The organism is Methylobacterium sp. J-092 (assembly GCF_022829325.1).
GTDB lineage: Bacteria > Pseudomonadota > Alphaproteobacteria > Rhizobiales > Beijerinckiaceae > Methylobacterium.
The window spans coordinates 26,624-48,019 of the sequence record NZ_JAKSXU010000076.1; the positions used below are offsets into that span (position 1 = coordinate 26,624).

General features: G+C 72.4%; 18 protein-coding genes. 10 read left to right on the forward strand and 8 right to left on the reverse strand.

Features of this window, described 5'->3' with window-relative positions:
* The first annotated feature begins 197 nt into the window (after window positions 1-197).
* A complete protein-coding gene (locus tag MKK60_RS08585; protein ID WP_243985081.1) occupies window positions 198-1,538 on the forward strand; it encodes an AMP-binding protein in 1,341 nt (446 codons plus the stop codon).
* Window positions 1,539-1,855: 317 nt separating this feature from the next.
* On the forward strand, window positions 1,856-2,200 hold the full coding sequence (locus tag MKK60_RS08590) for a hypothetical protein (protein ID WP_147729746.1): 345 nt from the start codon (window positions 1,856-1,858) through the stop codon (window positions 2,198-2,200).
* A 27-nt stretch (window positions 2,201-2,227) separates the two neighbouring features.
* Here MKK60_RS08590 and MKK60_RS08595 read toward each other — a convergent pair whose 3' ends face one another.
* Both MKK60_RS08595 and MKK60_RS08600 read right to left on the reverse strand, forming a co-directional pair.
* Window positions 2,228-2,524: a succinate dehydrogenase assembly factor 2 gene (locus tag MKK60_RS08595; protein WP_147729745.1), complete on the reverse strand. Its 297-nt coding sequence runs from the start codon at window positions 2,522-2,524 to the stop codon at window positions 2,228-2,230.
* Window positions 2,525-2,584: 60 nt separating this feature from the next.
* Entirely contained in the window at window positions 2,585-2,935 is a 351-nt protein-coding gene (locus MKK60_RS08600; RefSeq protein WP_147729744.1) for a 4-fold beta flower protein, read from the reverse strand.
* 231 nt (window positions 2,936-3,166) lie between these two features.
* On the opposite strand from MKK60_RS08600, the gene recG reads away from it, so the two are divergent.
* The 3 genes from recG (at window position 3,167) to mfd (ending at window position 10,765) form a co-directional block, all read left to right on the forward strand.
* The gene (gene recG, locus MKK60_RS08605; RefSeq protein WP_243985082.1) at window positions 3,167-5,323 is read left to right on the forward strand and encodes an ATP-dependent DNA helicase RecG; all 2,157 of its coding nucleotides are present in this window, start codon (window positions 3,167-3,169) and stop codon (window positions 5,321-5,323) included.
* A 186-nt stretch (window positions 5,324-5,509) separates the two neighbouring features.
* A complete protein-coding gene (locus tag MKK60_RS08610) occupies window positions 5,510-6,727 on the forward strand; it encodes a UbiH/UbiF family hydroxylase (RefSeq protein WP_243985084.1) in 1,218 nt (405 codons plus the stop codon).
* 408 nt (window positions 6,728-7,135) lie between these two features.
* The gene (gene mfd, locus MKK60_RS08615) at window positions 7,136-10,765 is read left to right on the forward strand and encodes a transcription-repair coupling factor (RefSeq protein ID WP_147859186.1); all 3,630 of its coding nucleotides are present in this window, start codon (window positions 7,136-7,138) and stop codon (window positions 10,763-10,765) included.
* Between the two features lie 7 nt (window positions 10,766-10,772).
* On the opposite strand, the gene MKK60_RS08620 is transcribed toward mfd, so the two are convergent.
* Entirely contained in the window at window positions 10,773-12,077 is a 1,305-nt protein-coding gene (locus MKK60_RS08620; protein ID WP_243985086.1) for a patatin-like phospholipase family protein, read from the reverse strand.
* 226 nt (window positions 12,078-12,303) lie between these two features.
* On the opposite strand from MKK60_RS08620, the gene MKK60_RS08625 reads away from it, so the two are divergent.
* Complete coding sequence (locus MKK60_RS08625; protein WP_147728376.1) at window positions 12,304-13,356, forward strand: HpcH/HpaI aldolase/citrate lyase family protein; 1,053 nt, start codon at window positions 12,304-12,306, stop codon at window positions 13,354-13,356.
* Window positions 13,357-13,467: 111 nt separating this feature from the next.
* Here MKK60_RS08625 and MKK60_RS08630 read toward each other — a convergent pair whose 3' ends face one another.
* The gene (locus tag MKK60_RS08630) at window positions 13,468-14,487 is read right to left on the reverse strand and encodes a GlxA family transcriptional regulator (protein ID WP_243985088.1); all 1,020 of its coding nucleotides are present in this window, start codon (window positions 14,485-14,487) and stop codon (window positions 13,468-13,470) included.
* A gap of 54 nt (window positions 14,488-14,541) precedes the next feature.
* On the opposite strand from MKK60_RS08630, the gene MKK60_RS08635 reads away from it, so the two are divergent.
* Together MKK60_RS08635 and hspQ are read left to right on the forward strand one after the other, a co-directional pair.
* Entirely contained in the window at window positions 14,542-15,258 is a 717-nt protein-coding gene (locus tag MKK60_RS08635) for a DJ-1/PfpI family protein (RefSeq protein WP_243985090.1), read from the forward strand.
* Window positions 15,259-15,391: 133 nt separating this feature from the next.
* Window positions 15,392-15,745 carry a heat shock protein HspQ gene (hspQ, locus tag MKK60_RS08640; protein WP_147728590.1) on the forward strand — a complete coding sequence of 118 codons (354 nt, stop codon included), beginning with the start codon at window positions 15,392-15,394 and terminating at the stop codon, window positions 15,743-15,745.
* 46 nt (window positions 15,746-15,791) lie between these two features.
* On the opposite strand, the gene MKK60_RS08645 is transcribed toward hspQ, so the two are convergent.
* Entirely contained in the window at window positions 15,792-16,421 is a 630-nt protein-coding gene (locus tag MKK60_RS08645) for a nicotinamidase (protein WP_243985091.1), read from the reverse strand.
* A 64-nt stretch (window positions 16,422-16,485) separates the two neighbouring features.
* Window positions 16,486-17,460: a quinone oxidoreductase family protein gene (locus tag MKK60_RS08650; protein WP_147842384.1), complete on the reverse strand. Its 975-nt coding sequence runs from the start codon at window positions 17,458-17,460 to the stop codon at window positions 16,486-16,488.
* Window positions 17,461-17,737: 277 nt separating this feature from the next.
* Here MKK60_RS08650 and MKK60_RS08655 point away from each other — a divergent pair, with 277 nt between their 5' ends.
* On the forward strand, window positions 17,738-18,016 hold the full coding sequence (locus MKK60_RS08655; protein ID WP_243938477.1) for a hypothetical protein: 279 nt from the start codon (window positions 17,738-17,740) through the stop codon (window positions 18,014-18,016).
* 1 nt (window position 18,017) lies between these two features.
* Here the strand turns inward: MKK60_RS08655 and MKK60_RS08660 are convergent, their stop codons facing one another.
* Window positions 18,018-18,776, reverse strand: coding sequence for a DUF502 domain-containing protein (locus tag MKK60_RS08660; RefSeq protein WP_243985093.1), 759 nt, complete (start codon window positions 18,774-18,776; stop codon window positions 18,018-18,020).
* A 154-nt stretch (window positions 18,777-18,930) separates the two neighbouring features.
* Complete coding sequence (locus tag MKK60_RS08665) at window positions 18,931-20,121, reverse strand: PepSY-associated TM helix domain-containing protein (protein WP_243985095.1); 1,191 nt, start codon at window positions 20,119-20,121, stop codon at window positions 18,931-18,933.
* 374 nt (window positions 20,122-20,495) lie between these two features.
* On the opposite strand from MKK60_RS08665, the gene MKK60_RS08670 reads away from it, so the two are divergent.
* Window positions 20,496-21,203 carry a DUF1013 domain-containing protein gene (locus MKK60_RS08670; protein WP_147727603.1) on the forward strand — a complete coding sequence of 236 codons (708 nt, stop codon included), beginning with the start codon at window positions 20,496-20,498 and terminating at the stop codon, window positions 21,201-21,203.
* Window positions 21,204-21,396 lie beyond the last annotated feature (193 nt).

Genomic DNA, 21,396 nt, shown 5'->3' on the forward strand with positions numbered 1-21,396 from the left:
GTCCCGGGCGATCGGGCGGCCTGCATTCCCCGCCGAATGCGGCGAAGGCATGACACCCACCGCGACACCCGGCCCCGCGCATGCGGGACATCCGCGGGTCGGCCTTAGGCGGGGGTTAACCCTAAACCTGCATCGATGACCAGTCGTCCCCGTGCGGGATGTTGGGCGACGCCCTTCGGATGGAGTTCGAGTACCCCGTGAGCGCGGCGCAGCCCTCCCTCGAGCCGTCGACCGCCGGATGGGGACCGGCCGCCGATCGACGCCCCCTGCCCCGGACGGCGGCCCGCGAGCCGGTGCGGTCGCCGGCCGCCGCCGAGGTCGTGCTTCCGCGGGTGGGGCTGTGCGCGCTGCTCGCCGGAACCGCCCGCCTCGACCCCGCCCGCCTCGCCTTCTCCGACGCCGCGCCCAAGCGCGGCTGGAGCGACAGGCCGCCGATGACCTGGACCTACGGGACGGCGGCCGAGATCGTCGGGCGGCTGGGCCGGGCCCTGCGGACGTGGCGGCTGCCGCCGGGAAGCCGGATCGGCCTGTGGTTTCCCGGAAGCACCGAGGGATTGGTCGCCCACCTCGCCGTCGAGGCGGCGGGGCACGTCCCCTGCCCGCTGCCCGCGTCCTGGACCGAGGCGCAGGCGGCGGCCGGCATCCAGGCGGCCGGCCTCTCCGCGGTGCTGACCCAGACCCATGTCGGCGCCGGCCGCCCGGCGGAGGCGATGTGCCGGATCGCGGCCGGCTATTTCGGCCTGCGCTATCTCGCCGCCTTCGGCCCGGCCGTGCCCGACGGCGTGATCAACCTCGACGCGCTCGCCCTCGACCGGGCCGGGGGCGCCATTGCGTTGCCCGAGACCGGCGGCGGCCTCGTCAGCTTCGTGGCGGGCGATCCGGCGCGGCCGGTCCACCGGACGGGCGACGCCCTGCTCGCGGCGGTCGCCGCGCACCTGGTCTCGGCCCGGATCGAGCCCGGCGACCGCATCCTCACCCTGCTGCCGCCCTCGGATCTGCGCGGGATCGTCACCGGCCTCGGCGCGGCGCTCGCCGTCGGCGCCGACCTCGAGACGATGCCGGTCTTCGACGGAGGCGCGCTGATCGAGAGCCTGGCGCATCCGCGCCCGACCCATCTCGTCGCCCCGGCCTTCCTGGAGGGTGCGCTCGACGCCCTGCCCGCGACGACGCTGCGCTCGGTCGTCCTCGCACGCCGTGCGCCCGGGCCCGTGCCTCCGCCCGGACCGGACCCGGCACGGCCGGTGCTCGATGTGCTGGCCTTCGACGAGGATGCGATCCTCTCGGTCAGGCGCAAGGGGCCGGGCCTCGCCGGGGCGCTCACCGAGCCCGGCCACCGCGCCCTGCCCCCCGCCCTGCCCCCCGCCCTGTTCGACCTGCGCCGCGAGCCCGACGGCCGCCTCGCCTTCCGCGGCCAGGCCTGCGCGACGGCCCTGGTGCAACGCGGCGAGGCCGGCGCGTCCGAAGCCGATGAGTTTCGCGCCTCGCGCTTCCGCGTCGATCGCTTTGCCGGAACCGGGATCGCCGTGACCGAGGCCTGAGCGGCCGCTCGGGCCGCCCCGCGCCGCACCATCCGGCGCGGCGGTGCCGCGTGCCCGCCCGGCGCATCCCTCGACCGCGCATCCTCGCCCGTGAAACGAAACCGTTCCGAAAGCTCAGCGTCGCCAGGGCCTTGGCCGCCCGTGCCCGCGCCTGTGCCCGGTACGATCGATGGCGCCGGCCGCGCGGTTCATCGGACGCTCATCGAAAGGGTTTATTTTCGCATCTGCAAAGGGCGCCGGCGAACCAAACCGTTGGCGGAGGGTTTAAAGCTCAGCTCTCTTCCCAAGTGGCCTGCGATGGGGTAGCTCTCGATCTTATGGGTGCGCTGCAACAAGTGCTCGTCGTCGACGATGGTGTCCGTGCCATCGATCACTCCCTGGCCGGAGAATTGGCCGAGCTCGGCTATGCCAGCGTCACCGTCTCCCTCGAGGCGGCGGCGGACGTGCTGGCGGTGATCGCCCGGCCTGCCGCCATCCTGCTCCAGACCTCGTCGCGCCGCGATTCGAGCTATGCCCGCCTCGCAGCCCGGCTTCGTGCGCAGGTCCGCGACCAGGGCATCCCGGTCCTGGTGATCGACGGCGCGAAGGGGCGCCGCGCGGGCGCGCCGATCGACCTGATGAGCCGCATCGGCCCCTACGTCGTCAACGAACCCGACCTTTAGGCATCGCCCGGCCCGGGCGCCGATCCGCTACGAATGGATCGGCGCGTCGTGCTTGTGGAACGCCTTGAGACGGCGGAACAGCGCCGTGTCGTAGTTTCCCGGCACCTGTTCCTCCCCGACGAGCCAGCGGAACAGGTCGCGGTCCGGCACCTCGATCAGGCCCTCGAACAGGTCGAGATCCGCATCGCTCATGCTGCCGATCTCGGCGTCGGCGAAGCGCCCCATGATCAGGTCCATCTCGCGGATGCCCCGGTGCCAGGCGCGGAACAGCGTGCGGCGGCGGCGGGGATCGAGATCCGCGCTGGTGCGGGTGGTGCCGGACATCGTGAGGGCCTTCGGATCGCTGGAGACAACCCGTGATCCGAGGATCACGGGACGAAAGGCTCAGACCAGGCCCGCGAAGGCGGTCTCGGACCACGCCGCGGACGGCCCGGGCGGGGCCGGGACGGGATCGCGCGGGCCGACCGGCGGCTTGTGCCCGCGCTGGCCCTTGGCGACCCGGGTGCCGCGGTCCGGCTTGGCCGGGCCGCCGACCGCATCGAACTCGAACAGCAGCCGGTTCCCGCGCGCGTCGCTGATCCATCCGTCGGAGAACCAGCCGACGAAGCGGCCCGAATAGGCGAAGACTTTGTCGTCGTCGATGATCGCCGCGGGCCGCCCATCCCAGTGGTAGACCGCCCGGCCGTCGTCGCAGAAGGCGGATGGACGTCCCTCCCGGTCGAAAAACTCGATCATCGCCTTGGCTCCCGCCGCCGGCCGCGCCGAGCGCCGCCACCGTCCGTATCTAAGCCATCGCGGCCGACCTGCCAGCCGGCCGCATCCGGGCGCCGGGCACAGGATCCTCCGATCCGCCGATCACGGGAGGGCGACGCGGCGCGCCAGCGTCGAGCGGCCGCGCGCGACGGGGCGGGATGCACGGGCTATTAGGGCCCGCCGGGCAGGATGGTCCGAACGAGCGGATTGGCGATGCGCGACGAGACGGCCCCTGCGCTCCTGCGCCCCAGCATCCTCGATCCGCTGTTCGCGCCCGCGCGCGGGCTGCCGGGCGTCGGCGCGAAGATGGCGCCCATGATCGAGCGGCTGCTCGGCACGCCCGAGCGGCCGGCCCGCATCGTCGACCTGCTGTTCCACCTTCCGCAGGGCGGCATCGCGCAGAAGCTCGTCGGCTCGGTCGGCGAGGCCCCTGTGGGTGAGCCGGTCACCGTCGGCGTCACCGTCTCGCATCACCGGCCGGCCGGGACCGGGCCGGGCAGGCGCCCGCACCGGGTGCTGGTCGAGGACGAGACCGGCGACATCACCCTGGTGTTCTTCGGGATGCCGGCGGCGCGGGTCGAGAAGATGCTGCCGCTGGGCAGCCACCGCTACGTCACCGGCCGCATCGACCTCTGGGACGGCAGCCGCCAGATGGTGCATCCCTCCCGCATCGTTGACGCGGAAGGCCTGGCCGCCCTGCCCTCCGTCGAGCCGGTCTACGGCGCCACGGAAGGCCTGACCTCGCGGGCGATCGGCAAGCTCGCGGTGGCCGCCCTAGAGCGGCTGCCGGTGCTGCCGGAGTGGCAGGACCCGGCCTGGCTGCGGCAGAACCGGCTGCCGCCCTTCGCCGACGCGCTGCGCGCCGAGCACCGGCCCGAGGAGGCGCCCAAGCCCTCGACGCTGGGCCCCAACGGCGTCGCGGTCCCGCCGCCCGCGACGCCGTCGCGAAAACGGCTGGCCTACGACGAGCTTCTGGCCTCGCAGCTGGCTTTGGCGCTGATGCGGGCGCGCAGCCGGCGCAAGCCCGGACGGGTCAACGCCGGCGACGGCCGCCTCTCCGCCCGGATCGAGGCGGAGCTGCCCTTCGCGCTGACCGGCGCGCAGACGCGCGCCGTCGCCGAGATTCGCGGCGATCTGGCCTCCGACAAGCGGATGCTGCGCCTGCTCCAGGGCGATGTCGGGTCGGGCAAGACCGCCGTGGCGCTCCTCGCCATGGCCTCGGCCTGCGAGGCCGGCCGGCAGGCGGCGCTGATGGCCCCGACCGAGATCCTGGCACGCCAGCACTTCGAGCGCCTGAAGCCGCTGGCCGGCGCCCTGCGCCTGCGCCTGATGACCGGCCGGGACCGCGCCGCCGAGCGCCGGGCGACGCTGGCCGACCTCGCCGCCGGCGAGATCGACATCCTGGTCGGCACCCACGCCCTGTTCCAGGACAGCGTGGTGTTCGCCGATCTCGGGCTGGCGGTGGTCGACGAGCAGCACCGGTTCGGCGTTCACCAGCGCCTCGCGCTCGGCGCCAAGGGCGCGGCGGTCGACATTCTCGTCATGACCGCGACCCCGATCCCGCGGACGCTGGCGCTGACCTGCTTCGGCGACATGGACGTCTCGGTCCTCGACGAGAAGCCGGCCGGACGGCAGCTGATCCGGACGATCACCATCCCGACCGAGCGCATCGACGAGGTCGTGGCCGGCCTCCACCGCGCGCTCCAGGGCGGCGAGCGCGTCTACTGGATCTGCCCGCTGGTGGCCGAATCGGAGTTCGTCGACCTCGCCGCGGCGGAGGAGCGCTTCGAGGACCTGAAGCAGCATTTCGGGGCCGAGGTCGGGCTGATCCACGGCAAGATGCCCGGCGCCGACAAGGATGCGGCGATGGCTCGCTTCGCTGCGGGCGAGACCCGGGTCCTGGTCTCGACCACCGTGGTCGAGGTCGGGGTCGACGTGCCGGAGGCGACGATCATGGTGATCGAGCATGCCGAGCGCTTCGGGCTGGCCCAGCTCCACCAGCTGCGCGGCCGGGTCGGGCGCGGCGCGAAGGCCTCGTCCTGCCTGCTGCTCTATCGCGGGCCGCTCGGCCAGGTGTCGAAGGCCCGCCTCGAGATGATGCGCGAGAGCGAGGACGGGTTTCGCATCGCCGAGGCCGATCTGCGGCTGCGCGGCGAGGGCGAGGTGCTCGGCACCCGCCAATCCGGCCTCGCGGCCTTCCGGCTCGCCCGCCTGGAGAGCGACGGCGCCCTGCTGGAGGTCGCCCGCGACGACGCACGGCTGATCGTCGAGCGCGATCCGACCCTGCGGACCGAGCGGGGCCAGGCGCTGCGGGTGCTGCTCTACCTGTTCGAGCGCGACGCCGCGATCCGGCTGCTCGGAGCCGGCTAGAGCATCGTCGAGCGAGGTGGATTCCCGCTGGCGTGACGACGATGCGTCCTCGAGACGAGAGCGAGCCGTGTCCGTGATTGACGGATCACGGACCATGCTCTCGCCGGCGCGGGTTGCCGCAGCCTGGGCGACAGGCGCGCGCGATCGCCCTAGATCCGTTTGGGTCGTACCAAGGATTCTCCGCCCGTGCCCCAGCCGCCCCGACAGGACAGGACGTTTGCCGTCGCGGTGGTCGGCGCCGGCGCCGCGGGCCTCGCCGCCGCCCTGGCGCTCGCCCGCGACGGCGTGCCCACGGCCCTGGTCGGACGCCATGCACCCGTGGCCGACGGGCGCACCGTCGCCCTGCTCGACGGGTCCGTGCGCTTCCTCGCGGCGCTGAAGGCCTGGGGCGGCATCGCCCCGCAGGCCGGCCCGCTGGCGACGCTGCAGATCATCGACGACACCGGCAGCCTGTTCCGCCCCCCGCCCGCGCGCTTCCAGGCCGGCGAGATCGGGCTGGAAGCGTTCGGCTGGAACGTCGAGAGCCGGCTCCTGGTCGAGTCCCTGCGCCGGCAGGCACGCGCCACCGAGAACCTCACGCTGTTCGAGAGCGATGCCGCGGAAGCCGTTCCTGGCGAAGAGGTTTCCGAGGTTCGGCTCGTCGATGGCGGGCGCGTCTCGGCACAGCTCGTCGTCGCCGCGGACGGGGGGCGGTCGCCGTTGCGGAGCGCGAGCGGCATCCGGGTGCGGGACTGGTCCTACCCGCAATCCGCGATCACCACGATCCTCGCGCACGACCGCCCGCACGGCGACGTCTCGACCGAGTTCCACACCCGCGGAGGCCCCTTCACCCTGGTGCCGCTGCCGGGGAACCGCTCGAGCCTGGTCTGGGTCGCGGCCGAGGGCGTCGCGCGCCGGCTCGCCGCGCTCGACGACGCGGCGCTGGCCGAGGCGGTCACGCGCCAGGCGCAGGGCATGCTCGGGACGATGCGGATCGACGGCCCCCGCGGCCTGGTGCCGATGCGCGGCCTCTCCGTGGCGACCCCGACCGCCCACCGCCTCGCCCTGATCGGCGAGGCCGCCCACGTCTTCCCGCCGATCGGCGCGCAAGGCCTGAACCTCGGATTGCGGGATGCCGCCGCCCTTCGGGACGCGGTGCTCGGTGCCACCCGCGAGCGCCGCGATCCGGGCTCCCGCGCGGCGTTGTCCGGCTTCGCCCGCGCCCGCCGGCTCGACGCGGCGCTGCGATCCACGGCGGTCGACACGCTCAACCGGAGCCTGCTCGCCGACCTCGTGCCCGTCGACGCGCTGCGCGGCTTCGGCCTGCTGGCGATGAGCGCGATCGGGCCCTTGCGCCGCGCCGTGATGCGCGAGGGCGTCCTGCCGCGGCTCGGCGCACCCGAGCAGATGCGGGCCACGCACTGAACGGAAAAACTCTTTTCGACGTGTGGGTTGTCCCTATCGGCTCGCGTTGAGCATCAAGCGTTTCGGCGCGAAAATCGGGTGCGCGTCCCTCCGGCGATCCGCCCCTGCGACACCGGCATGCGGAGCACCGACCCGAGCCGCTCCATGCTGGCCCTGTCGGCGCAAGAGCCGACGGGGCCGCCTCGGGAAAAAACGATCGAAAATCGCTGATTTCGAGTAGGTTGCCTCGAAAAGCTCATCCCATGCATTCGTCCGGTCGGACCATGGCGGCCCGGGTCGGAGCGCCGCATCGTCGGATCGCCGCCTCCTGACACCCTGCCTTCCGGTCTATACATCCCGTTTCGTGGGCTCCACGTCCCGCCCCCGGGCATCGCCTGCCCGCCCGATTCGACGACGAACAGACACCCGATGGCCAAGCCCGCATCCAAGACATCCGCATCCAAGACGCCCGCGCCCCCGGTCCCCGCGCCGAAGGTTCAGACGGCGCGCTTCGCGCTTCCCAAGTCCGGGCCGCTGGCGCGGATCCGCGACGCATTCGCGCGCGGCGAGAGCCCGACGCTGGCCGGCGTCCCGGACGGGTTCGACGCCCTGGTGGTGGCCGACCTCGCGCGCGCCCTGAGCGCCGGCTTCGAGGGGCCGGCGGTGCTGGTCCACGTCGCCCGCGATTCCGGGCGCTCGGCGGCCTTCGTCAACGCCCTGAAGTTCGTCGCGCCCGAGATCGAGGCGATGAGCGTGCCGGCCTGGGATTGCCAGCCCTACGACCGGGTGTCGCCCAACGGCGCCACGGCGGCGCAGCGCATGACCGCGTTCTCGCGGCTGACGCGCACGCGCTCCTCGGAGGCCGCGCCCCGCATCGTCTGCACCACGGTCAACGCCCTGATCCAGCGCGTTCCGCCGATGAAGCGCATCGCCGTCGAGACCTTCTCCGTCGCGATCGGCAACGTCGTCTCGATGGACAAGGTCGTGGCCTGGGTCGAGGCCAACGGCTTCCTGCGGACCGGGACGGTGCGCGACACCGGCGAGTACGCCGTGCGCGGCGGCATCCTCGACCTGTCGCCGCCGGGGCTCCCGAACCCGATCCGCCTCGACTTCTTCGGCGACACGCTGGAATCGATCCGCGCCTTCGATCCGGAGACGCAGCGCACCGTCGGCCAGCTCCGCTCCCTCGATCTCGTGCCGATGAGCGAGGTCCAGCTCACCACCGAGACCATCCGGCGCTTCCGCCAGGGCTACGTCGCCAATTTCGGGGCCGCGACCCGCGACGACCGCCTCTACGAGACCGTGAGCGAGGGCCGGCGCTATGCCGGCCTCGAGCACTGGATGCCGCTGTTCTACGAATCCCTCGACACCCTGTTCGACTACGTCGCCGGGGTGCCGATGGTGTTCGAGCCGCAGATCGAGGATGCGGCCGCCGAGCGGCTGGCCCTGATCCAGGACTACTTCCAGGCTCGCGAAGGCGCGCGCAAGACCCCGCAATCGGGCGTCGCGCCCTACAAGCCGCTGCCGCCGCGCGCGCTCTACCTGACCCAGAACGAGCTGCGCGACCGGATCGCGGCCTGCTCCGTCGCCCGCCTGACGCCGTTCGCGGTGCCCGAGGGCGGGGCCGGCGGCCCGGCCATCGATTGCGGCGCCGAGCCCGGCCGCACCTTCGCCGCCGAGCGCGCGAGCGAGGCGGCGAGCGTCTTCGACGCGGCGGTGGCGCACGTGAAGGATCTGCAGGGATCCGGTCATCACGTGATCCTCGGATCCTGGTCCGAGGGCTCGCGCGACCGGCTCTGCGGCGTGCTCGCCGACCACGGCCTCAGGAAGCCGATGGCGATCTCGCGCCTGTCGGACGTCTACGCGCTGAAGCGCGGCACCGACGTCGCCGTCGCGGTCTGGGGCCTCGAATCAGGCTTCACCGCCGGCCAGCTCGCCGTGATCTCGGAAGGCGACATCCTCGGCGACCGGCTGGTGCGCCAGAAGCGGAAGTCCAAGCGCCCGCAGGACGTCATCCTGGAGGTGCAGGCGCTTCAGCCCGGCGACCTCGTCGTGCACGCCGACCACGGCATCGGCCGGTTCGTCGGCCTGAAGACGGTGACGGCGGCCGGCGCCCCGCACGATTGCCTGGAGCTGCAATACGCCACCGGCCTGCTGCTGCTGCCGGTGGAGAACATCGAGCTCCTGACCCGCTACGGCTCCGAGGATTCCGAGGTGGCGCTGGACCGTCTCGGCGGCGCCGGCTGGCAGGCCCGCAAGGCGCGGATGAAGAAGCGCATCCTCGAGATGGCCGGCGAGCTCATCAAGGTCGCCGCCCAGCGCTTCGTGCGGCAGGCGCCGCGGCTGGTGCCGCCCGAGGGCCTCTACGGCGAGTTCGCCGCCCGCTTCGCCTTCGAGGAGACCGAGGACCAGGCCAACGCGATCGAGGCGGTGCTCTCGGACCTCAACGAGGGCCGCCCGATGGACCGGCTCGTCTGCGGCGACGTCGGCTTCGGCAAGACCGAGGTGGCGCTCCGCGCCGCCTTCGCCGCCGCGATCTCCGGGCGGCAGGTGGCGGTGGTGGTGCCGACCACCCTGCTCGCGCGCCAGCACTTCCGCACCTTCGCCGAGCGCTTCAAGGGCCTGCCGATCCAGGTGGCGCAGCTGTCGCGCTTCGTCGGCGCGGCCGAGATGAAGCAGACCCGCGCCGGGCTCGCCGACGGCACCGTCGACATCGTGGTCGGCACCCATGCGGTGCTGGCCAAGACCATCGCCTTCAAGGACCTCGGCCTGATCATCGTCGACGAGGAGCAGCATTTCGGCGTCAGCCACAAGGAGCGCCTGAAGGCGCTGCAGGCCGACGTGCACGTGCTGACGCTCTCGGCCACCCCGATCCCACGGACGCTGCAGCTGGCGATGACGGGCGTGCGCGACCTCTCGATCATCGCGACCCCCCCGGTGGACCGCCTGGCGGTGCGCACCTTCGTGACGCCGTTCGATCCGCTGACCATCCGCGAGGCGCTGCTGCGCGAGCGCTACCGCGGCGGCCAGTCGTTCTACGTGGTGCCGCGGATCGAGGATCTGGCCGAGGTGAAGCGCTTCCTCGACACCGAGATGCCCGAGACCACGGTGGCGGTCGCCCACGGGCAGATGGCGGCGGGCCAGCTCGAGGACGTGATGACCGCGTTCTACGAGGGCAAGTACGACGTGCTGCTCTCGACCACGATCGTCGAATCCGGTCTCGACATCCCCACCGCCAACACGCTGATCGTGCACCGGGCCGACATGTTCGGCCTGGCCCAGCTCTACCAGCTCCGCGGCCGCGTCGGCCGCTCTAAGGCCCGCGCCTACGCCCTGTTCACGACGCCGGCCAACCGCACCCTGAGCGCCCAGGCCGAGCAGCGCCTCACCGTGCTGCAGACGCTCGACACGCTCGGCGCCGGCTTCCAGCTGGCCTCCCACGACCTCGACATCCGCGGCGCCGGCAACTTGCTCGGCGATGCGCAGTCCGGCCACATCAAGGAGGTCGGCTACGAGCTCTACCAGCAGATGCTGGAGGACGCGGTCACCGCGCTCAAGGCCGGCTACGAGGAGCCGGTGGAGGAGGCGTGGTCGCCGACCATCGCGCTCGGCGCCCCGGTCACCATCCCCGAGACCTATGTCGAGGATCTCGGCGTGCGGCTCGCCCTCTACCGCCGGCTCTCGACCCTGGAGAACGACGCCGAGATGGAGGCGTTCGGCGCCGAGCTGATCGACCGCTTCGGGCCGCTGCCGCCGGAGGTGGAGCAGCTGCTCAAGATCGTGACGATCAAGATCCTGTGCCTGGCCGCCAACATCGCCAAGGTCGAGGCCGGGCCGAAGGGCGTCGTGGTCCACTTCCGCGACAAGTCGTTCGCGAACCCGCAGGGGCTGGTCGCCTACGTCGCCGAGCAGGCCTCGTTCGCGAAGGTCCGGCCCGACATGAGCGTGGTCTTCATCCGCGAGCTCGACTCGATCCCGGCCCGGCTCAAGACCGCGACGCAGGTGGTGCGGGCGCTGGCAGGGATCGCCGAGCGCGGGGGGAAGAAGAAGGCGGCGTAAGCGCCGCTCAGCGCGTCGCCAGGGCCTGCGAGGCGTCCGGTCGGGATGCGTCCAGGCGCGGCGTCGCCGGCTGCGGGGCCTTCGGATGCAGCGCGCCGAGCGAGCCGGTCGACAGGTTCGACGAGCCTTCGGCCAGCGCCTCCGGTCCGCCGAAGGCCGTGCCCTCCTGGCCGAGCTTCTCCGCGTGGGCGAACAGCGCCTTCATGTAGCGCTGGTCGAACGGGGCCGGCGAGGTGTCGGTGAAGCGGTCGTCGATCTCGGCGACCTTCAGGTCGATGGATTCGCGGCGGGCGAAGGCGTCGGCCAGCGCCAGGGCGTCGCGCGTCTGCGCCTTGATCGCCGACGACATCGCCCGGCCGAGCACCGAGAGCGTGGTGTGCGTCGCCATCTGGAAGTACGGCGCGAGCTTGTTGTTGACGACGAGGTAGACCGTCCGGGCCGGGATCCTGACCCCGCCGGCACCCGTCTGCGCCGCGATCAGCGCCGGCTTCGGCGCGAGGAAGAACGGCGCCGTGGTGCCGCCGTCGACGTGCATCTCCTGGATCGTCTTGCCCTGGTTCGTCTTGCCGTCGACGGTCGTCGAGTCGATCGAGACGGGCGGGAACACGCCCGGCACGGCGGACGAGGCCAGCACGATCGACCGGAACAGGTTCAGCGCCTTGTCGTCGCCGATCGTCGCGATCGCGCCCATGTCCCACAGCACAGGGCGCTCGGTGTCGAGCTCGGTGGTGGCGACCAGCAGGCGCCGGCCCTTGGCGTGCTCGGCGGCGATCGCCTTGAGCAGGCGCGGCGTCACCGCCTTCTCGATCCGGCGCTTGAGCGGCCAGGTGTCGGTCAGGGCCTCGGCCGAGCCGCCGAACTCGAACACGTCCGCCGCCGAGACCGTGGTGTAGGCCTCGCGCAGGGCGGCATCGCCGGCGGCACCGATGAAGGCGAAGGGGGCGATCAGGGCGCCCGTCGAGACGCCGGTGATCACGCCGAAGGCCGGGCGGCGCCCGCTCGCGCTCCAGCCGGAGAGGAGGCCCGCGGCGAAGGCGCCGTTCTCGCCGCCGCCGGACAGCACGAGCCAGGGGTCGGCCGCCGCGGACGCCCTGTCGATCAGCGCCTGGAAGGCCTGCCCGTCGTCGCCGGCAATGCGGATCTCGCCCTTCAGGGCGGCAGGACGCGCCGTCGCGATCTCGCCGGCGGTGAACGCCGTGCGCTCGGTGCGTTTGGCAGTATCCGATCCGGCACGGGAAAGGTCAGGCGCACCGATTCCAAGTGCGAGGATCGTCGCGCAAAGCGCGAGCTGACGCGTCTTCGAAGAGGGCATAGCCCGTTTCCCGATACCGATTGACCCGCCTCGTTTCGAAAACGCTGCGCCGTCCGCGGTGTTCCCGCAACCGGGCACGACCACCGAGCCGGCCGCGCCGTTCGTGCGGCAGCGCACCATGACGCTTGCCACGCGGATCGCTTTACGCCGGGCCTGTGCTTGCACTAACCGGACGAACCGGTCCGTCACGCCGACTCGGCAAGCCGACCTGCAACGAGGTTCTTCCATGAAACTGCCGCGCCGCTTCTTCCAGCCGCTCGCCGCCGGCGCGCCCGAGCCCTTCCGCGAGCTGCCGGTGCGGCTGGAGCGGATGATCCACTTCGTGCCGCCCCACAACGACAAGGTCCGCGCCCGCGTGCCGGAGCTCGCGCCGACCGTCGACGTCGTGCTCGGCAACCTCGAGGACGCGGTGCCGATGGACCAGAAGGAGGCGGCCCGGAAGGGCTTCGTCCAGATGGCGCAGGCGACCGACTTCGCGGCGACCGGCACCGGCCTGTGGAGCCGCATCAATGCGCTGAACTCGCCGTGGTTTCTCGACGACCTGTTCGAGCTCGTGGCCGCCGTCGGCTCGAAGCTCGACGTGGTGATGATTCCCAAGGTCGAGGGCCCGTGGGACATCCACTACGTCGACCAGCTGCTCGCCCAGCTCGAGGCGCGCCACGGCGTGACGAAGCCGATCCTGATCCACGCGATCCTGGAGACGGCCGAAGGCGTCGCCAACGTCGACGCCATCGCCTGCGCGTCGCCCCGCATGCACGGCATGAGCCTCGGCCCCGCCGACCTGGCGGCGTCCCGCGGCATGAAGACCACCCGCGTCGGCGGCGGCCACCCGGAATACCGCGTGATCGCCGACCCGGCCGGCGAGGGCGTCGCCCGCGCCTCCGCCCAGCAGGACCTCTGGCACTACACCATCGCGAAGATGGTCGACGCCTGCATGGCCAACGGCATCAAGGCCTTCTACGGCCCGTTCGGCGACTTCTCCGACGGCCCGGCCTGCGAGGTCCAGTTCCGCAACGCCTTCCTCATGGGCTGCGCCGGCGCCTGGACGCTGCATCCGAACCAGGTCGCCATCGCCAAGCGCGTCTTCGCCCCCGATCCGGACGAGGTGGCCTTCGCCGCCCGCATCGTCGCGGCGATGCCCGACGGCACCGGCGCGGTGATGCTCGACGGCAAGATGCAGGATGACGCCACCTGGAAGCAGGCCAAGGTCATCGTCGACCTGGCCAAGCTCGTGGCGGCCAAGGACCCGGAGCTGGCCGCGGTGTACAAGCTCGGCTGATGACCAGACCTCGATGAGCCCGACGCATCGAGGCTTGGCCCCCGCGACCGCGGGGCGGCGGCTCTCCGCCGGACCTCACGGGTTCTCGCCCATGAGGTCCGGCATGAGCCGTCACGGCCCGAACCGGCTTCGGTAATCCTGCGGCAGCGCAGCGACGAGCCGCAGGAAGCTGCGGCGCATGGTTTCCTCCGAGCCGAAGCCGCAGGCCTGCGCGATGCGCTTCACCGGGCGCCTGGTCTCGGACAGCGCCCGTTGCGCCGCCTCCACCCGCAGGCGCTCCACCCCCTTGGCCGGCGTCAGCCCGGTCGCCGCGCGGTAGTGCCGGCCGAGGCTGCGCTCGCTCATGCCCGCCACCGCCGCCAGCGCCGGAATCGAGAGGTCGCCGGCCAGGTTCTCCCGGATCCAGGCATGGAGGGCGTCGAACCGGTCGTCGCCGGCCTGGAGCGCGAGCGCCGCGCTGAACTGCGCCTGCCCGCCGGGGCGCTTGAGGAACATCACGAGATGGCGGGCGACGCCGAGCGCCAGCGCACGGCCGAGATCCTGTTCCACCAGCGCCAGCGCCAGGTCGATGCCGGCGGTGATCCCCGCCGAGGACCAGACCGGGCCGTCCTGCACGAAGATCGGGTCCGGCTCGACGCGCGCCAGCGGATAGAGCTCGGCGAGCCGCTCGCAATGGGCCCAGTGGGTGGCCGCCCGGCGCCCGTCGAGGAGCCCTGCCGCCCCGAGCAGAAAGGCGCCGGTGCAGACCGAGGCGACCCGCCGCGCCCGCGCCGCCCGCGCCCGCATCCAGTCGACGAGGTCCGCGTCGGCCGAGGCCGCGACGACGCCGGGGCCGCCGGCGACGATCAGCGTGTCGAGCGGGGCGTCGCGGTCGGGCAGGGGGTCGACCGCCAGCCGCAGGCCCGCGGACGAGGTCAGCGCGCCGTCGCCCCAGCCGACCACACGCGGCGCGTAGGGCCGCGAGCCCCGTGCCTGCTCGTTGGCCGTCGCGAAGACCTGCAGCGGACCAGCCACGTCGAGCAGTTGCACGGACGGAAAGGCCAGCACCTCGACGATGCGGGGCGATCCGGCGTGGGTTCGAATGGTATGGGTTCGAGCGGCATCTGGCTGGAAACGAGGGTCGTGTGGCATCCCGGCCAGATCTTGAGGCCTTAGGGTGTCCCTGTCCACCACGGAGACCCCGCGATGATCCCCCCCGAGACCCACCTGCAGATCGGCTCGCTCCTGTTCGAGGGGCTGGACCAGATCGACCTCACCGGCCCGTTCGAGGTGCTGTCCCGCATCCCGAACGCGACCTACCGGATCTACGCCCCGACCGCCGAGAGCGTGCGCGACGTCCGCGGCCTGCGGCTCACCCCCGACGCGGCCTTGGCCGATGCGCCGCAGCTCGACGTGCTGCACGTGCCCGGCGGCTTCGGCCAGGAGGCGCTGATGCGGGACGAGGCCGTGCTCGGCTGGATCCGGCGGCAGGCGGGGGGAGCCGGGCACGTCTTCTCGGTCTGCACCGGCGCCCTGCTCCTCGGCGGTGCCGGGCTGCTCAGGGGGCGCCGGGCGACGACGCATTGGAGCGCCTTCGCGCTGCTGCCGTATTTCGGCGCGGAGCCCGTCGACCGGCGCGTCGTGGTCGACGGGTCGTGGGTGTTCGCGGCCGGCGTCACCGCGGGCATCGACGGCGCGCTGCAGCTTGCGGCCGAGCTGCGCGGCCCGGAGGTCGCCCAGGCGATCCAGCTCGGCATGGAATACGCCCCCGAGCCGCCCTTCGACAGCGGCACGCCGCGGACCGCCCCGGCCGCGATCCTCGAGCGGGCGCGCACCGGCGTCGCCGAGATCACCGCGCGGCGGGAGGCGACCGCACGCAGGGTCGCCGCCGAGCTCGGGATCGCCCTCCCCGCCGGCGGGTGAGGCTCGCCTCGATCACGACGGCCGCACGGGCGCGGGCGACCCGCGACGCGGGTCGGTTCCGATGCACCGCCCCCGGAACCCGGTGACAAGCCCGCCATCCGCGCCTATCTGATCCGTCATGATGGATCAGGCCATGACCGACCCGCGACCGACCGAATCGAGACTGCGCATCGCCAAGTTCGGGATCGGCGCGGTGGTGCGCCACCGGATCTACCCGTTCCGCGGCATCGTGTTCGATGTCGACCCGGTGTTCGACAACACCGAGGATTGGTGGCTGGCGATCCCCGAGGAGGCGCGTCCGCGCAAGGACCAGCCGTTCTACCACCTGCTCGCCGAGAACGCCGAGACCGAGTACGTCGCCTACGTGTCCGAGCAGAACCTGGTGCCCGACACCTCGGGCGAGAGCCTGCGCCACGCCGGCATCCCGGAGATGTTCGAGCGCGACCCCGGCGGCACCTACCGCATGCGCGACCGCACCGCGAACTGACCGTTTCGGGACGCGCACCGTCCGGCCCTTCGAGCGCCTTCGTGGCCTACGATCTCGTGACGTCGGCGCTCGTCGCCCTGACGATTCCGGCGGCTTCCATCCGTGCCCAGGCGGCGGCGAGCGATCCGCCCTGGTCGATCGCCCGCGTCGCGTCCGCGACGACGGCGGCCTCGAAGCCTGCCGCGCGCGCATCGAGGGCGCTCCAGGCGACGCAGTAATCGGTGGCGAGCCCGCACAGGACCACGCGCCGGACGCCGCGCTCGCGCAGGTAGCCGGCGAGCCCCGTCGGCGTTCCGTCGGCCTCGACGAAGGCCGAGTAGCTGTCGACTCCGGGGCTCAGGCCCTTCCGCAGGACGAGGGCGGCGCCGGGCAGGTCGAGGCCGGGGGCGAGCGCCGCCCCGGCGCTGCCCTGCACGCAGTGGTCAGGCCACAGCACCTGCTCGCCGTAGGCCAGCCGCACCGTCTCGAACGGCGCCCGGCCCGGATGCGCGCTCGCGAACGAGACGTGCCCGGCCGGGTGCCAGTCCTGCGTCAGCACCAGGGTCCGGAACCGCGCGGCCAGCGCCCGGATCGGCGCGACGACGGCGTCGCCGTCGGGCACTGCGAGCGCGCCGCCGGGCAGGAAGTCGTGCTGCACGTCGACGACGAGCAGGGCCTCGGCCGCGCCGACCGTCACGGGCAGCCCCCGGCTTCGGCGGAACGGCGTCCGCCCGGGATCCTCCGACCCGGCGATCCCGGGATCACGGGACCATCACCGTCGAGCCGGTGGTCTCGCGGCCGGCGAGGTCGCGGTGGACCTGCTGGGCCTCCGACAGCTTGTAGGTCCGGTTGACCGGGATCCTGACCGCCCCGCTCTGCACCACCGAGAACAGGTTCTTCGCCATCTCGGCCAGGATCTCCGGGCGGCTCGCGTAGGTGAACAGGGTCGGGCGCGTCACGTAGAGCGAGCCCTTGGCGGCGAGCAGGCCGAGGTCGAGCGCCTTGATCGGGCCGGAGGCGGAGCCGAAGCTCGCGAGCAGGCCGAGCGGGGCCAGCGAATCGAGCGAGCCCATCAGCGTGTCCTGCCCGACGCCGTCGTAGACCACCGGGACGCCCTTGCCGCCGGTGATCTCGCGGACGCGGGCCGCCACGTCCTCTTCGCGGTAGAGGATGACGTGGTCGCAGCCGTGGGCGCGGGCAAGCTCCGCCTTATCGGCCGAGCCGGCGGTGCCGATGACGGTGGCGCCGAGGTGCTTGGCCCATTGGCAGGCGATCAGGCCGACGCCGCCGGCGGCCGCGTGCCACAGGATCGTGTCGCCCGGCTTCACCGCATAGGTCCGGTGCAGCAGGTACTCGGCGGTGAGCCCCTTCAGCATCATGCCGGCGGCGGTCGAATCGTCGATCCCGTCCGGCACGTGCACGGCGGCCGAGGCCGCGATCAGCGGCTCCTCGGCGTAGGTGCCCTCCCCCGATCCGGTGGCGACCCGGTCGCCGACCGAGAACCCGGTCACGCCCTCGCCGACCGCCGTCACCGTCCCGGCGACCTCCTTGCCCGGGGTGAACGGCAGCTGTGCCGCCTTGTAGGCGCCGGAGCGGAAGTAGATGTCGATGAAGTTGACGCCGATCGCGCCGGCGCGGATGCGGATCTGGCCGGGGCCGGGCTGCGGCGTCGGCACGTCCTCGTAAGCCATCACCTCGGGGCCGCCGTAATCCTGAACGCGTATCGCCTTCGGCATCGTCGTCGCCTCTTCCTCGCGTGAGATCGTGCCCGGCGAGATAAGGGACGGGGCGCCCGGCGCAATGGCTTCGATCGGGGCGGGCGATACAGAGCGGGGCGCGCATCCCGGCGCCGCGAGCAAATCATCGATCCGGGGAGGGAACGCGATCGGCCCGGACGCGGTTGAGAGGCCCACGTCGCCGAGCATGCCTTGCAGTGGCCATGTTTCAATCTTAACTGAACCTGAACGAAAGGCTGATTCGTTCAGGCCGTCACGGGAAAGATGGAGGACAGCGATGCTGACCGGACCGTTCCAACGCCTGCCGGGGTCTTCCGAGGGATGGCAGTCCCTCGCTCACGAGCCCTGGCTGCTGCCGATCTCCGACGCCGCCTCCGAGCAGGCTTCCGACGTGGGTATCGCGGTTCGCCGGGCCGCGCGGCCCCTCTGGATCGCCGCCAACGGCCTCTGCTTCGCCCTGGCGCTCCTGCTGGCCGCCGAGACCTCGACCGGCTGGATGAGCGGCAACCGCCTCGCGGCGACGCCGAAGACCGTCGTCACCGCCAGCGCCTCCTGAGTCAGACCGTTTCGCGACGCGGGGCGGCGCCTGCCGGCGGCGTCTCCCGCGACGTCTCGGGCGCGAGCCCCTGCGCCGTCCGCAGGGTCGCGGCCATGGCCTGAAGCCGGGCCTGCGGATCGTCCGGCTGGATGACGCCGGCCGACATCACCAGCTTGGCCGCATCGTCCACGCTCATCCCGACCTCGATGATGTCGGTGCGCGGCAGGTAGAAGAAGAACCCCGTGGTCGGGTTCGGCGCGCAGGGCAGGAACACGCCGACATAGTCGTTGCGGCCGTCCTCCCCTGCTTCTCCCTTGCCGCCGGGAAGCGCCGCCTGGACGTCGGGCGCGGCCGGCGCCGACAGGAACACCACCGACCAAGTTCCCTTCACCGGGAACTCGACGAGGCCGACCGTGCGGAACGAGGTTCCGTTGGCGGAGAACAGCGTCTCGAAGATCTGCCGCAGGCCCTTGTAGAGCCCCGAGATCACGGGCGTGCGCGCCAGCAGCACCTCGCCGAACTCGATCACGCTGCGCCCGACGAGGTTCGCCGTGAGGAAGCCGAGCAGGGTCACCGCCACGAAGGCGATGAGCATGCCCAGCCCCGGGATCGAGAACGGCAGGTAATGGTCCGGCAGGTAGCTCGCCGGCACCAGCGGCTTCACGAACCCGTCGATCAGCGTGATGATCCACCACGTGATGTAGGCGGTGATCGCCAGCGGCCCCGCGACGATGATGCCGGTGAGGAAGTACGTCCGCAGCCGTCCGCGCGCGCTCACGCGGGGGCGGGGGCCCGCGGGGTCCGGCTCGGACGGCGGCAGCGTGGTCGGCGGTCTCACGGAAACCAGGGCAGCCCCCGAAGGCAAGGTCGCGAAGGCACGATGCCGGGCACGGCTCCGGTGCCCTCAGACCTACTCCCTCCGCCGGCCCGTCTCAAGGCCGCGGTTCGGCAACGAGACCGGGGCCGCGCGGCGCCGACCGTCGCGCGGCCCCGGCACGCCGGCGCAGGACGTAGAGCACGAGGCCGGTGATCGCGAGCAGCGGCATCATGAGCGCGGCGAGGCAGAAGACCAGGGCGAAGACCCCACCGAAGAAGCGCCCGCGATGGACCTCGAGCATGGACTCGGCGATCTGCCGGCCGAGCGCCTCGTCGGAGAAGCGCACGCGCGAGAGGCGGGTGCCGGTCGCGGCGTCGAAGGTCGATTCGTTGCGCGCCTTCGGGGCGTCGGACGCCGCGGCGATCCAGCGGATGCGGATCCGCGTCGCGTCGCGCCCCGGCAGCGTCACGGTCGCGAGCGCCGCCGACGCGCCCTCCTCCGCCCGGAACGCGGCCCAGGCCCTGTCCAGGGCGAGCGGGTTTTCGGTGCTCCCGACCGGGCTCGCCTCGCCTTGCCTCTCTCCCGCCTTGCGCCCGGCACGCGCCTCGGGCGCCTTGCCCGTGAGGAGCCGGGTCGCGGCCGACCTGTACGGCTCGTAGGACCACCACAGCCCCGTCAGCGCGATCACGGCGTAGACCGGCAGCAGCCAGGTGCCGGCGACGGCGTGGAGCGACCAGTAGCGCGGGCGCCCCGGCCGGCGCAGGCTCGGCCTCAGCCAGATCCGCCAGGCGTGGGCCTTGGGCCAGCGCAGGTACAGGCCGGTGGCGAGGAACGCGAGCAGCGCCACCGCCGCCGCCCCGGTGATCGTCCGACCCCAGCCCCTGCCCTCCCCGGGCAGGAGCAGCCACCGGTGCAGGCCGCGGATCGTCGCGAAGGTCGCCTCGCCGCGGATCTCGCCGCGCAGCGTGCCGTGGTAGGGATCGAGGTAGACCGAGGGCGGCCGCGCGCCGGACGTGTCGTCGGCGAAGCGCACGCGGGGGACGATCGCCGGGTCGCCGGCGATCGTCAGCGTGCTCACCCTCAGGCCCGGGCGCTGCGCGCCGACTCGCGCGACCAGCGCCTCCGGGCCGAGATGCGGCCGGTCCAGGACCGCGATCCGCGCACGGTCGGCATTGGCGAGATCGACGATGGCCTCCTCGTAGCTCATCATCGCGCCGGTGACGCCGACCACGGCGAGGACGAGACCGGCGATGAGGCCGAGCGCCCAGTGCAGGCGGAACAGGACGGTGCGGAGGGGGACGGGCATCGCGGGCGGTACGTCATGAGAACGACGCGAAGTCAAGTCTTCCGGCGGGACCCCGAAATTCTCGACGCTGAATTACTACAATTCAGGGTAGTGTCCCCTCGCGTTGCTTGCCCGGCCATGGTCGAACGCCCCGAAACCCTTCGCCCGACACGGACGGACCGGAGGGCCGGGGCCGGTTCTTCGACCCGGCGCCGCCCGACGATCGCCCGGTCGCAGGCCGTCGAGTCGATTGCGCCCTCCGGCGGCCCCGCGTATACAAGGTCATTCCCCTTTTGAATGCGTGAGACGGGACTTTCGGATCGAGCGGTCCGGAGGCTGCGGACCGATGCCCGGCCCCGTCCGTCCACGCGTCGGTTTTGGAGCCCGTGCGAAACATGACCCAGGGTCCGCTGATGCCCAAGGCGACCGCCGTCTGGCTGGTCGAGAACACCTCGCTCGCCTTCGAGCAGATCGCCGATTTCTGCAAGCTGCACCCGCTGGAGGTGAAGGGCATCGCCGACGGCGAGGTCGCCGCCGGGATCAAGGGCTTCGATCCGATCACCGCGGGCCAGCTCACCCGCGACGAGATCGAGAAGGCGCAGAAGTCGCCGGCCTACAAGCTCAAGGTCGCGGTCTCGAAGGTGAAGCTGCCCGAGGTCAAGCGCACCACCAAGGGGCCGCGCTACACCCCGCTGTCGCGCCGCCAGGACCGCCCGAACGCGATCCTCTGGCTGCTGCGCAACCACCCCGAGCTGAAGGACGCGCAGGTGATCCGGCTCGTGGGCACCACCAAGTCGACGATCCAGCAGATCCGCGAGCGCTCGCACTGGAATTCCGGCTCGCTGCAGCCGATGGACCCGGTGACGCTCGGCCTATGCACCCAGATCGACCTCGACTTCGAGGTCCAGCGCGCCGCCAAGGACCGGCCGGCCGCGCTCGCCGCCGATTCGGGAGCCTCGCTCCTGCCGACCGAGGTCTCCACCCGCGACGAGGCGCCCGAGGCCGACGAGCACCGCCACGGCGGCCGCGAGGAGCGGATCAACGCCGATTCGGTCTTCGCCAAGCTCAAGGGCGTCCGCCCGGCGGACGACGACGAAGACTAGATCGTACTCGGGGGGCTCAAGTCTCCGGACCGAAGGCGTGGGCCTGCTTCGAAGGAAGCGGGCCCATTTTCGTGCCGACATCCGTTTCTGTTGAACTTCAGGGCCCGTTGCTGTAGAGAGCCGGCGTCCTTCCGGGCCGACCGCACGCGCGTGTTCTCGTGTTGCGCCGCGCCGCCCCGGGACGACCGCCCTC